General features: G+C 65.2%; 8 protein-coding genes. 5 read left to right on the top strand and 3 right to left on the bottom strand.

Annotated elements, in window-relative coordinates:
- Nucleotides 1–47: 47 nt before the first annotated feature.
- On the bottom strand, nt 48–1730 hold the full coding sequence (locus EO139_RS08220; protein WP_126970184.1) for a long-chain fatty acid--CoA ligase: 1683 nt from the start codon (nt 1728–1730) through the stop codon (nt 48–50).
- A gap of 97 nt (nt 1731–1827) precedes the next feature.
- Here EO139_RS08220 and EO139_RS08225 point away from each other — a divergent pair, with 97 nt between their 5' ends.
- Nucleotides 1828–2277, top strand: a complete 450-nt coding sequence (locus EO139_RS08225) for a nuclear transport factor 2 family protein (RefSeq protein ID WP_126970186.1) — start codon at nt 1828–1830, stop codon at nt 2275–2277.
- Between the two features lie 207 nt (nt 2278–2484).
- Here the strand turns inward: EO139_RS08225 and acnA are convergent, their stop codons facing one another.
- Entirely contained in the window at nt 2485–5253 is a 2769-nt protein-coding gene (gene acnA, locus EO139_RS08230; protein ID WP_126970188.1) for an aconitate hydratase AcnA, read from the bottom strand.
- 151 nt (nt 5254–5404) lie between these two features.
- On the opposite strand from acnA, the gene EO139_RS08235 reads away from it, so the two are divergent.
- The 4 genes from EO139_RS08235 to EO139_RS08250 all read left to right on the top strand — a co-directional run bounded on the left by EO139_RS08235 (nt 5405) and on the right by EO139_RS08250 (nt 9776).
- On the top strand, nt 5405–5653 hold the full coding sequence (locus EO139_RS08235; RefSeq protein ID WP_016903180.1) for an AbrB/MazE/SpoVT family DNA-binding domain-containing protein: 249 nt from the start codon (nt 5405–5407) through the stop codon (nt 5651–5653).
- Nucleotides 5650–6060 (top strand): type II toxin-antitoxin system VapC family toxin, encoded by a 411-nt coding sequence (locus EO139_RS08240; RefSeq protein WP_016903181.1) that lies wholly within the window; start codon nt 5650–5652, stop codon nt 6058–6060. Before EO139_RS08235 ends, EO139_RS08240 begins: the two co-directional genes overlap by 4 nt.
- 48 nt (nt 6061–6108) lie before the next feature.
- Nucleotides 6109–8700, top strand: a complete 2592-nt coding sequence (gene acnB, locus EO139_RS08245) for a bifunctional aconitate hydratase 2/2-methylisocitrate dehydratase (protein WP_126970190.1) — start codon at nt 6109–6111, stop codon at nt 8698–8700.
- Nucleotides 8701–8897: 197 nt separating this feature from the next.
- The gene (locus EO139_RS08250) at nt 8898–9776 is read left to right on the top strand and encodes an alpha/beta fold hydrolase (RefSeq protein ID WP_241235934.1); all 879 of its coding nucleotides are present in this window, start codon (nt 8898–8900) and stop codon (nt 9774–9776) included.
- A 328-nt stretch (nt 9777–10104) separates the two neighbouring features.
- On the opposite strand, the gene EO139_RS08260 is transcribed toward EO139_RS08250, so the two are convergent.
- Nucleotides 10105–12330, bottom strand: a complete 2226-nt coding sequence (locus tag EO139_RS08260; protein ID WP_241235935.1) for an EAL domain-containing protein — start codon at nt 12328–12330, stop codon at nt 10105–10107.
- Nucleotides 12331–12347: the final 17 nt, after the last annotated feature.

Raw genomic sequence — 12347 nt, forward strand, 5'->3', positions numbered from 1 at the left:
GTGGGATGGCAGCCGGGTGGCCGTCGATCTGCGGTGGCGCCGGGGAATTATCCCTTGGGCGCATCCCGCAGCTCGCGGCGCAGGATCTTGCCGACATTGGTTTTCGGCAGTTCCTTGCGGAACTCGATCACGCGCGGCTGCTTGTAGCCGGTCAGGTTGGCGCGGCAGTGCGCCTTGACCGCATCGGCGGTCAGCGCAGGGTCCTTCTTCACGATGACGGCCTTGACGATCTCGCCGGACTTCTCGTCCGGTACGCCGACAGCGGCCACTTCCAGCACCCCGGGCATTTCGGCGATCACGTCCTCGATCTCGTTCGGGTAGACGTTGAAGCCGGACACCAGAATCATGTCCTTCTTGCGGTCGACGATGTAGACGAAACCCTGCTCGTCCATCCGTGCGATATCGCCGGTGTGCAGCCAGCCGTCGGCATCCATGACCTTGGCGGTTTCTTCCGGCTTCTTCCAGTAGCCCTTCATCACCTGCGGGCCCTTGATGCACAGCTCGCCGATCTCGCCCAGCGGCAGCATCGCGCCGGCGTCGTCCTTGATGCAGGCATCGGTGGACGGAATCGGCAGGCCGATCGAACCGTTGTAGTCCTTCAGGTCCATCGGGTTGATGCAGGCGGCAGGCGAGGTTTCGGTCAGGCCGTAGGCCTCGACCAGGGTCAGGCCGGTGACTTTTTTCCAGCGTTCGGCGACCGACCGTTGCACCGCCATGCCGCCGCCAAGGGTCATCTTCAACGTGGAGAAATCCACCTGGTCGAAGCCGGGCGTATTGAGCAGGCCGTTGAACAGCGTATTGACGCCGGTGAAGGCGGTGAAGCGGGTCTTCTTCAATTCCTTGACGAAGCCGGGCATGTCGCGCGGATTGCTGATCAGGTGATTGCAGCCGCCGATCTTCATGAAGACCAGGCCGTTGGCCGTCAATGCAAAGATGTGGTACAGCGGCAGCGCGGTGATCACCACCTCGGCGCCTTCTTCCAGCTTGCCGGTGCCGGCAAGCCACTGGTGGGCCTGCTGCATGTTGGCCACCAGATTGCGGTGGGTGAGCATCGCGCCCTTGGCCACGCCGGTGGTGCCGCCGGTGTACTGCAGGAAGGCGATGTCATCGGGCTCGATCTGCAGCGTCGGCACGCTGTGCTTGCGGCCCAGCGCCAGTGCGTCGCGAAACCGGATCGCGCCCTTGATGCGGTAATCGGGCACCAGCTTCTTGACGTACTTGACGACGAAGTTGACCAGCGCCGCTTTCGGGAAGCCGAGCATGTCGCCCAGGCCGGTGGTGATCACCTGCTTGACCGGGGTGTCGGCGATGACCTGCTGCACGGTGGTGCCGAAGTTGTCGATCACCACCAGCACGCTGGCGCCGGCGTCGATCAGCTGATGCTTCAGCTCGCGCGGGGTGTAGAGCGGATTGACGTTGACCACGGTCAGGCCGGCACGCAGGATGCCGAAGGTGGCCACCGGATACTGCAGGCAGTTGGGCATCATCAGGGCGACGCGGTCGCCTTTCTTCAACTGCAGTTCGCCAAGCAGATAGGCGGCGAACTGCTCGACCAGCTGATCAGCTTCGCGATAGGTGATGGTCTTGCCGAAGCTGTGATACGCGGGGCGGTCGGCAAACCGCTTGACCGAGGTGGCGAACACCTCGGCCACGGTACGGAACTGCTCCAGATCGATCTCGGCGGCAACGCCGGCCGGATAACTTTGCAACCAAGGACGTGCCTGATTCATCTGCCCCCCTCCAGGGTGTTCGCTACGTGACGCGGTGTGTTCCACGGCGCTACAACAGCTGGCAGCATACCGTCATGGATGGAAAAGGCGAAGCGTGATGCAGGGCAGCATTCAAGCGCGGTGGCGGGTCGGGTTGGTTGCGATTTGTATCGTGGGCCTGGTCGGTTGCACGCGTGCCGCACCGGAACAACGGCTACGCGCAACGCTGGAGACGATGCACCAGGCGATCGAAGCGCGCGACATCGGCGAGGCGATGGCGCCGGTGGCCGAGGATTTTGTCGGCGACCAAGGACTGGACGCAGCCGGCCTGCGGCGATTGATGCAGCTGCAGATGCTGGGCAATCGCCGCATCGGCGTGACCCTGGGGCCGATGGATGTGCAACTGCACGATGACACCGCACGCGTGCGTTTCACCGCGCTGCTGACCGGCGGCAGCGGGCGCTGGCTGCCCGAACAGGCACAGACCTACCAGGTGACCACCGGCTGGCGCTTGCAGGACGGCGACTGGCAGCTGTACCACGCGCAGTGGGAGCCGACCGGGCACTGATGCCGCGATCTGGAGCGCGCATCGCCAGGTGGGCGCGGTGGGTGTCGGGTGGCAAGGTATTTCCCCGCTGCGCTGCGTTTGCGTGCAGCGCCCGTCCGCCTCCGATGACTGCTCACCTGTCCCGCAATACGAGGTTCCAGTTGCCCAAAACACCACTCCCGCCGGGTGGCGGGAGTGGGGTCATGCTTACAGGGCAGCGCGCTGCGCTCAGGCCGCCTTGCGGGCAGCCAGTTGACGCAGCACGTACTGCAGCAGGCCACCGTGCTTGAAGTACTCCACTTCCTTGGGCGTCAGCAGCAGCACCTTGACCTGGAACTGCTTGACGCTGCCGTCGGACTTCTTCGCATCCACCGTGGCACGACGGCTGGCGCCGTCCTGCAGGCCGGTGATGTCCAGCACCTCCGAACCATCCAGGCCCAGGGTCTGGGCGTTTTCGTTCTCCAGGAACTGCAGCGGCAGCACGCCCATGCCGACCAGGTTGGAGCGATGGATGCGCTCGAAGCTCTCGGCGATCACTGCCTTGACGCCGAGCAGGTTGGTGCCCTTGGCCGCCCAGTCGCGTGAGGAACCGGTGCCGTATTCCTTGCCGGCCAGTACCACCAGCGGCACGCCGTCGGCCTTGTACTTCACTGCCGCATCGTAGATGGCCAGTTTTTCGGGCGCCGCGCCGTCCTTGCCGTAGTACAGCGTGTTGCCGCCTTCTTCGCCGCCGAACATCAGGTTCTTGATGCGGATGTTGGCGAAGGTGCCACGCACCATCACGTCGTCGTTGCCGCGGCGGCTGCCGTAGCTGTTGAAGTCGGCCGGCTGCACGCCGCGCTCCTGCAGGAAGCGGCCCGCCGGCGAATCCTTCTTGATGTTGCCGGCCGGCGAGATGTGGTCGGTGGTGATCGAGTCGCCGAACAGGCCCATGACGCGTGCACCGTGCACGTCCTCGACATGGCCGACCTGCATGGTCATGCCGTCGAAGTAGGGCGGGTTCTTGATGTAGGTCGAGGCCGCGTCCCATTCGTACAGCGCACCATCCGGGGAAGCGATGGTGTTCCAGCGGCTGTCGCCCTTGAACACGTCGGCATAGTTCTGCTTGAACATCTCCGGGCCGACAGTGGCGGCGATGGTGTCGCCGATTTCCTTGTTGCTCGGCCAGATGTCGCGCAGATACACCGGCTGCCCGTCGCTGCCGGTGCCCAGCGGGTCGGTGGTGAGGTTGATGTCGGTGGTGCCGGCGATCGCATACGCCACCACCAGCGGCGGCGAGGCGAGGTAGTTCATCTTCACTTCGGGATGCACGCGGCCTTCGAAGTTGCGGTTGCCCGACAACACCGAAGACACCACCAGATCGTCCTTGGCAATCGCCGCAGACACATCGTCCGGCAGCGGGCCGGAGTTGCCGATGCAGGTGGTGCAGCCGTAGCCGACCACGTAGAACCCGAGCTTTTCCAGATCGGCGAGCACGCCGGCCTTGCTCAGGTAATCGGTGACCACGCGCGAGCCCGGCCCGAGCGAGGTCTTCACCCACGGCTGCGCCTTCAGCCCCTTGGCCGCCGCGTTACGCGCGAGCAGGCCGGCACCCAGCATCACTGCCGGATTGGAGGTGTTGGTGCAGGAGGTGATTGCGGCGATCACCACCGAGCCGTCGCGCAGCTGCCAGCCGGCGCCGCTGTCGGTGGAACTCTCGGCTTGCGCGGCCTTGGCGCCGACCGCAGTGCCGCCACCACCCTCGTTCTTCAGGCGGTCTTCCTGCTTGACGTCGGTCAGGCGCTTGCTGCGCGCGTCCACGAACGGCTTGAGGCTCTCGCGGAAGTTGGACTGCATGTCTTCCAGCAGTACGCGGTCCTGCGGGCGCTTGGGGCCGGCCAGCGACGGCTTGACCTCGCCCATGTCCAGCTCCAGCGTGGCGCTGTACTGGGCCGGCGGGGTGTTGGCGTCGTGCCACAGGCCCTGCGCCTTGGCATAGGCTTCGACCAGGGCGATCTGCTCCTCGCTGCGGCCGGACAGGCGCAGATAGGTCAGCGATTCTTCGTCGACCGGGAAGATGCCGCAGGTGGCGCCGTATTCCGGTGCCATGTTGCCGATGGTGGCGCGGTCGGCCAGCGGCAGGTGCTGCAGGCCGTCGCCGTAGAACTCGACGAACTTGCCGACCACGCCGGCCTTGCGCAGCATCTGGGTGACGGTGAGCACCAGGTCAGTGGCGGTGGCGCCTTCGGGCAGCTTGCCGCTGAGCTTGAAGCCGACCACCTGCGGAATCAGCATGGACGAGGGCTGGCCCAGCATCGCGGCCTCGGCCTCGATACCGCCCACGCCCCAGCCCAGCACGCCGATGCCGTTGATCATGGTGGTGTGGCTGTCGGTGCCGAACACGGTGTCCGGGTAGGCGATCTGTGTTCCGTCCTTGTCCGCGCTCATCACCACGCGTGCCAGGTTTTCCAGGTTCACCTGGTGGACGATGCCGGTATTGGGCGGCACCACCTTAAAGTTCTCGAATGCCTTCTGGCCCCAGCGCAGGAAGCCGTAGCGCTCCTGGTTGCGCTGGAATTCGATCTTGCCGTTGAGGTCGAGCGCGTCAGCCGAGCCGAACACATCCACCTGCACCGAATGGTCGATGACCAGCTCGGAGGGAATCTGCGGGTTGATCTGGTCGGCCTTGCCGCCGAGCTTGACCACGGCATCGCGCATCGCGGCCAGGTCGACCACGCACGGCACGCCGGTGAAGTCCTGCAGCACCACGCGGGCCGGCATGAAGGCGATTTCGATATCGGGCTCTGCCTTGGGGTCCCACTTGGCGACCGCTTCGATGTGGTCCTTGCCGACGGTGACGCCGCCGTCCTCGTGCCGGAGCAGGTTCTCCAGCAGGATCTTCATCGAATAGGGCAGGTGGCCGATCTCGAAGCGCTCGCCCAGCTTGGGCAGGCTGTAGTACTCGTAGCGCTGGCCGTGGACCTCGAACGAGGTGCGGGTGGAAAAGGAATCGCTCATGCATCACTCCTATGGCAGCAGGCTTTAGGTCTGTTTGGGACAGTGTGACCAATTCAGTGTGTACGTTCGGTTGCAGCACAGGGTATGTGGCCTTGAGTACGACAAGTCAAGTATGTAAAATCACTGCATACTTTCTGCCGGGGCCACCTCCATGGAAGCCACAGTTGCCGAACGCGGGCAGATCACGCTGCCCAAGGCCGTGCGCGATGCCCTGGGCCTGACCAAGGGCACCACGCTCAAGATCGAGCTCGACGGCGGGCGCATCATCCTGCGCAAGGACGTCAGCGAGGCGCTGCGCAAGGTGCGCGGCAAGTTCAAGCTGGTCGACGGGCTGACCAGTACCGACGAGGCGATGCGCGCCATCCGTGGCCGCGCCCCCGGGGATCCGTTCGACCCATGATCGCCCTGGATTCCTCGGTGCTGCTCGACATCCTGGTCGGTGATGCGGTCTACGGCGAGGTGTCGGAGATCTGCATCGGCGATGCGCTGGCGCGCGACGAGGTGGTGGTCTGCGATGCGGTGGTGGCCGAGGTGCTGGCCATGCTCGACACCCAGGTCGACCTGATGGAAACCCTTGCCTCGATCGGTGTGCGTTACGAAGCCACCCAGGAAGCGGCGGCGGTGCGCGCCGGCCATATGAACAAGCGCTTCCGCGCGCGCGGCGGCAAGCGCGAGCGGGTGGTGGCCGATTTCCTGATCGGCGCCCACGCGATGCTCCAGTGCGACGGGTTGATCACCCGCGACGAGGGCTTTTTCCGCGACTACTTCAAGGGTTTGAAGATCGTTGTCCCCAAACCCGCACGCTGATCCACGTTTCGCGTTTACACATTCACTATTGTCTTTCGGAGAATCCGCATGTTGGAAGCCTATCGCCACCACGTTGCAGAGCGCGCCGCGCTCGGTATCCCGCCGCTGCCGCTGACCGCGCAGCAGACCGCCGAGGTCATCGAGCTGCTGAAGGCTCCGCCGGCGGGCGAAGAACAATTCCTGGTCGAGCTGCTCAGCCAGCGCGTGCCGGCCGGTGTCGATGACGCCGCCAAGGTCAAGGCCTCGTACCTGGCCGCGGTGGCGTTCGGCACCGAAAAGACCGCGCTGATCAGCCCCACGCGTGCGACCGAGCTGCTCGGCACCATGCTGGGCGGCTACAACATCCAGCCGCTGATCGATCTGCTCGACAACCCCGAGCTGGGCGCCACTGCTGCCGAGGCGCTCAAGCACACCTTGCTGGTGTTCGACGCCTTCCACGACGTGCAGGAAAAGGCCGAAGCCGGTAACGCGCACGCCAAGGCCGTGCTGCAGAGCTGGGCCGAGGCCGAGTGGTTCACCAGCAAGCCGGAAGTGCCGCAGAGCATGACCGTCACCGTGTTCAAGGTGCCCGGCGAGACCAACACCGACGACCTGTCGCCGGCCCCGGATGCGACCACGCGCCCGGACATCCCGCTGCACGCGCTGGCGATGCTGAAGAACGCCCGCGACGGCGCGGCCTTCGTGCCGGAAGAAGACGGCAAGCGTGGCCCGATCCAGGCCATCGCCGACCTCAAGGCCAAGGGCCATCTGGTCGCCTACGTGGGCGATGTGGTCGGTACCGGTTCCTCGCGCAAGTCGGCGACCAACTCGGTGCTGTGGTGGACCGGCGAGGACATTCCGTTCATCCCGAACAAGCGCTTCGGCGGCGTGTGCCTGGGCAGCAAGATCGCCCCGATCTTCTACAACACGATGGAAGACGCCGGTGCATTGCCGATCGAGCTGGACGTGTCGCAGATGGAGCACGGCGATGTGGTCGAGCTGCGTCCGTACGACGGCAAGGCACTGAAGAACGGACAGGTGATCGCCGAGTTCGCGATGAAGTCGGACGTGCTGTTCGACGAAGTGCGCGCCGGTGGCCGCATTCCGCTGATCGTCGGCCGCGGCCTCACCGCCAAGGCACGCGAATTCCTGGGCCTGCCGGCCTCGGACCTGTTCCGCCTGCCGATGGACCCGCCGGACACCGGCAAGGGCTTCTCGCTGGCGCAGAAGATGGTCGGCCGCGCCTGCGGTCTGCCGGAAGGCCAGGGCATGCGCCCGGGCACCTATTGCGAGCCGAAGATGACCTCGGTGGGCTCGCAGGACACCACCGGCCCGATGACCCGCGACGAGCTCAAGGACCTGGCCTGCCTGGGCTTCTCGGCCGACCTGGTGATGCAGTCGTTCTGCCACACCGCCGCTTACCCGAAGCCGGTGGACGTCAAGACCCATCACACCTTGCCGGAGTTCATCTCCACCCGTGGCGGCGTGTCGCTGCGTCCGGGCGATGGCGTGATCCATAGCTGGCTCAATCGCATGCTGCTGCCCGACACGGTCGGCACCGGCGGCGACTCGCATACGCGTTTCCCGATCGGCATCTCGTTCCCGGCCGGCTCCGGCCTGGTGGCGTTCGCCGCTGCCACCGGCGTGATGCCGCTGGACATGCCCGAGAGCGTGCTGGTGCGCTTCAAGGGTGAGATGCAGCCGGGCGTGACCCTGCGCGATCTGGTCAACGCGATCCCGCTGTACGCAATTAAGGACGGCCTGCTGACCGTGGCCAAGCAGGGCAAGAAGAACATCTTCTCCGGCCGCATCCTGGAAATCGAAGGGCTGCCGAACCTGAAGGTGGAGCAGGCGTTCGAGCTGTCCGACGCCTCGGCCGAGCGCTCGGCGGCCGGTTGCACCGTGCACCTGGACAAGGCGCCGATCATCGAATACCTGACCAGCAACATCACGCTGCTGCGCTGGATGATTGCCGAAGGCTATGCCGATGCGCGCACGCTGGGCCGCCGCATCAAGAAGATGGAAGAGTGGCTGGCCGACCCGCAGCTGCTGCAGCCCGATGCCGACGCCGAATACGCGGCCGTCATCGAGATCGACCTGGCCGACATCGTTGAACCGATCGTGGCGTGCCCGAACGACCCGGACGACGTCAAGACACTGTCCGACGTGGCCGGCGCGGCGATCGACGAGGTGTTCATCGGTTCGTGCATGACCAACATCGGTCACTTCCGTGCCGCCGCCAAGTTGCTGGAAGGCAAGCGCGACATCCCGACCCGCCTGTGGGTTGCGCCGCCGACCAAGATGGATGCCTCCGAGCTGACCAAGGAAGGCCATTACGGCACCTTCGGCGCGGCCGGTGCGCGTATGGAAATGCCGGGCTGCTCGCTGTGCATGGGCAACCAGGCCCAGGCACGCGAGGGCGCCACGGTGTTCTCCACCTCCACGCGTAACTTCCCCAACCGTCTCGGCCGCAACACCAACGTGTACCTGGGTTCGGCAGAACTGGCCGCGATCTGCTCGCGCCTGGGTCGCATCCCGACCAAGGACGAGTACATGGCCGATGTGGGCGTGATCAAGACCAGTGGCGACCAGATCTACCGCTACATGAACTTCGATCAGATCCAGGAATATCAGGACGTGGCCGACACCGTCGCTGCCTGATCCAGGGGTTGGATCACACGTTCGAGAACGCCCGGCAATGCCGGGCGTTTTTCGTTATTCGGGCGATGGCTTCGTCTTGGCCGCGCAATGCCGGAAGTTAAAGGCAATCGCAGTTAACTCACCTGCCGCATTGCAACAAAAATCTGAAGTCAGGAGGCCTAGAGTGGCGCCGCTTCCACTCGCTGTGATGATCTCCAATGCCTACTTGCACGATCGCTGGTCAAACGCTGCACTACGCACACTACGGTCACGGGTTTCCGGTTCTGCTCGGCCACAGTTATCTCTGGGATGCGGCCATGTGGGAGCCGCAGATCCAGGCGCTGTCGCAGCACTATCGGGTCATCGTCCCCGAGTTGTGGGGACACGGACAGTCGGCAGCATTGCCGGCAGGCACGCAGACGGTTGGCGATCTTGCCAGGCAGATGCTGCAATTGCTGGACGCGTTGGAGCTGCCGCAGTGCGCGGTGGTCGGCTTGTCGGTCGGTGGCATGTGGGCCGCCGAGCTGGCGCTGCTGGCACCGGAGCGCGTGCGCAGCCTGGTGTTGATGGATACCTTCCTGGGGGCCGAGCCGCAGGCCACGCAAACGCGTTATTTCGGGTTGCTCGATGCAATGGAAGCCGCGGGGCAGGTGACGCCTGCGTTGATCGAGGCGATCGTGCCGATCTTTTTCCGTCCCGGCATCGATCTGAATTCCGCGCTGCCGGCTGCGTTTGCACAGCGCCTGGCGGCGCTGTCGGCCGAGCAGGTGCGCGCCTCCATCGTGCCGTTGGGCCGGCTGATCTTCGGGCGCGCCGATCGCCTGGAGGCGATGTCTGCGCTGAATCCGGCCAGCACGTTCTTGCTCGGCGGCGCGGACGATATTCCGCGCCCGCCCGAAGAATTGTGGCTGATGGCCGAGGTGATCGGTTGCGACTACGAGCTGATTCCCGATGCCGGGCATATCGCATCGCTGGAGAATCCGGCGTTCGTCACCGCGCAGTTGCTGGGGTGGTTGAAGCGCACGGTGGCATCGGATTCGACGCTGATGGAAAGGCGCGCGCTTGAAGGCAGCGCTCAGGCACAGGCACCGCTCTGACTGGGGTGCTGCTGATCTGGTGAATCAGAGCGACACCATGCGTTGCTTGCAACCATGCGCAACGACCATCTCGATTGGCGCTGCTTGCAACCATGAGCGCCGATCACCTCACTTGGTCCTTGCCCGCTCACCGTCGCGGGACCTTGAGCGGCATGGATGCCGCGCCAGAGCCTACAGGGACGTCCTTGCGGCGTGTCCCGCGATGGTGGGCGGGCAAGGGCCCTGCGCAGAAGCACCAGATCAGATGCTTTGCGTTCGCTGTTCGACATTCTCCAGCCTGAGCTGAAGAACACCTTCTTTTGAGCTCTGCCACGACACCGAAGCCGTGCTAAGGCTGCGCGCCCAACCAGGCTTCCAGTGCCGCCGCCGGCAAGGGCCGCGAAAACAGATAGCCCTGCAGCACTTCGCAGCCGAGATCGGCGAGGAACAGGCGCTGTGCTTCGTTTTCCACGCCTTCGGCAACCACGTGCTTGCGCAGATGCTCGCCGATGCGCAGCACCGAGGTGGTGAGGGCGCGGGCGTCTTCGCTGTGTTCGATGTCGCGCACGAAGCTCATGTCCAGCTTGAGTTCGTCGATCGGCAGGCGATGCAGGTGGCTCAGGCTGGAATAGCCGGTGCCGAAGTCGTCCAGCGACAACGAGATGCCGGCTTCGCGGATGGCATGCAGGTTTTCCAGGACGCCCGGTTGCCCGGAGAGCATCACGCTCTCGGTCATTTCCAGCGTGAGGTCGGAGGGCTGCGCGCCCGTCTCGGCGATCAGGCGCAGCAGGTCGCTGAGCATGCGCGGGCTTTCGAAGCTGCTCGCCGACAGATTCACCGACACCCGCGTCACCGGCACGCCACGCGTGCGCCAATCGGCGATCTGCCGGCAGGCGCTGCGCAATACCCAATCGTTGAGCTGCGGCATCATGCCTTGCTCTTCGGCCACGGGCAGGAAACGCGCCGGCGAAATGGCGCCCAGTTGCGGATGGTTCCAGCGCAACAATGCTTCCACGCCGTACAGCGCGTGCGGCGCGGCGCTGTGCAATTGCGGTTGATAGTGCAGCTGCAGCTGATCGCGGCCGATGGCCTGGCGCAGCTCCGCTTCCAGCGCAACGCGCTCCTGCGCCATGCGGTTCATGTCGGAACTGAAGAAGCGGAAGCGTCCGCCGCCTTCCTGCTTGGCGCGGTTCATGGCTAGATCGGCATGCCGCAGCAGGATGTTGATGTCGCGCCCGTCCTCGGGAAACATCGCCACGCCGATGCTGGCGGACGGATGCACGGTCATGTGCCCGACCGGCAGCGGCCTGGCAATGGTGCCCAGCACCCGTTCTGCGGCGGCACTGGGCTGCTCGGCACTGCATTGCGGCAGCGCAAGTGCGAATTCGTCGCCTGCCAGGCGCGCCAGCATGGCGGTGGCGGGCAGCTGTTCGCCGATGCGCAGGGCGATGTCGCGCAACAGGCCGTCGCCGGCGGCATGGCCCTGGCTGTCGTTGATCAATTTGAAGCGGTCGATGTTGATGAACATCAACGTGGCCGGTTCGCCGGCATATTCGGCCTGCGTCAGGGCCTGCTCGGCGCGTGCGCTGAACATGATGCGGTTGGGCAGGCCGGTCAGCGCATCGTAGAACGCGAGTTGGTGCACGCGTTGGCGGGTCTGCTCGCGCTCCAGTGCCAGCGTGCACAGCTGCTGGCACAGATCGGTGAGGCGTACGTGCCAGGCATCGGCCCGCTGGGCCTTGCGGTAGTACAGCGCGAAGGTCCCGAGCACGCGTGCGCTGTTGGAGCGGATCGGCGTGCTCCAGCAGGCGCGCAGGCCCATCGGCAACAATACTTCGCGAAATTGCGCGAACAGCGGGTCGGTGGCGATGTCTTCCACCATCACCGCACGGCCGCGCCAGGCGGCCGTGCCGCAGGCGCCTGCGCCCGGCGCGATCTTCAAGCCGTTGACCGCATCGGCATACTCCGGCGGCAGGCTGGGGGCCGCCAGCGAATGCAGGCAGCCTTGATTGTCCGCGCTCATGACCGTGGCCAGCACGTCCGGCGCGATGCGCTCGACCTCGGTGCAGATCAGCGTCATCACCTCGATCAGCGGCCGCTCCTGCACCAGCGCCTCGAGCACGCGGTGCTGCAGCACCTCATGCATCTTGGTGTCGGTGATGTCGGTCAGCACCGCCACGTAATGCGAGGGAAGATGCCTGGCGTCGTAGATCGGATTGAAGTTGAGCGAGATCCACAGCGGCGTGCCGTCCTTGCGATACACCAGCAGGTCGGCCTGGGTCTGCTGCAGGGCGTCAGCGCGGTCGCGGATGCGTGCCACCTCGTCCTGGTCGCTTTGCGCGCGGGTGAGCACGTCCGAGGGGCGCTTGCCGACCAGTTCGGCCTCGGTATAGCCGAACATGCGCTGGAAGCCGTCATTGGCATAGAGCAGGCGCGATTGCAGATCGCAGATCAGGATCGCACTGCTGCTGCCGTCCAGCGCTTCGGCCAGCAGGCGCGAGCGCGTGGCGTCGGGATGTTCGTCGGGCCTGGTCATGCCGGCGGTGATCGGGCCGGCCTTGATCGTCCCGGGCATGAGCGGGTGATCTGCTC

The organism is Xanthomonas sp. BRIP62411, assembly GCF_003993525.1.
Taxonomy (GTDB): domain Bacteria; phylum Pseudomonadota; class Gammaproteobacteria; order Xanthomonadales; family Xanthomonadaceae; genus Xanthomonas; species Xanthomonas euroxanthea.

What these genes read in the sequence shown, in the direction of transcription:
- acnB (WP_126970190.1), top strand. Translation starts at nt 6,109, where the DNA reads ATGTTGGAAGCCTATCGCCACCACGTTGCAGAGCGCGCCGCGCTCGGT.
- EO139_RS08260 (WP_241235935.1), bottom strand. Translation starts at nt 12,330, where the DNA reads ATGCCCGGGACGATCAAGGCCGGCCCGATCACCGCCGGCATGACCAGG.
- EO139_RS08235 (WP_016903180.1), top strand. Translation starts at nt 5,405, where the DNA reads ATGGAAGCCACAGTTGCCGAACGCGGGCAGATCACGCTGCCCAAGGCC.
- EO139_RS08220 (WP_126970184.1), bottom strand. Translation starts at nt 1,730, where the DNA reads ATGAATCAGGCACGTCCTTGGTTGCAAAGTTATCCGGCCGGCGTTGCC.
- acnA (WP_126970188.1), bottom strand. Translation starts at nt 5,253, where the DNA reads ATGAGCGATTCCTTTTCCACCCGCACCTCGTTCGAGGTCCACGGCCAG.
- EO139_RS08225 (WP_126970186.1), top strand. Translation starts at nt 1,828, where the DNA reads ATGCAGGGCAGCATTCAAGCGCGGTGGCGGGTCGGGTTGGTTGCGATT.
- EO139_RS08250 (WP_241235934.1), top strand. Translation starts at nt 8,898, where the DNA reads ATGCCTACTTGCACGATCGCTGGTCAAACGCTGCACTACGCACACTAC.
- EO139_RS08240 (WP_016903181.1), top strand. Translation starts at nt 5,650, where the DNA reads ATGATCGCCCTGGATTCCTCGGTGCTGCTCGACATCCTGGTCGGTGAT.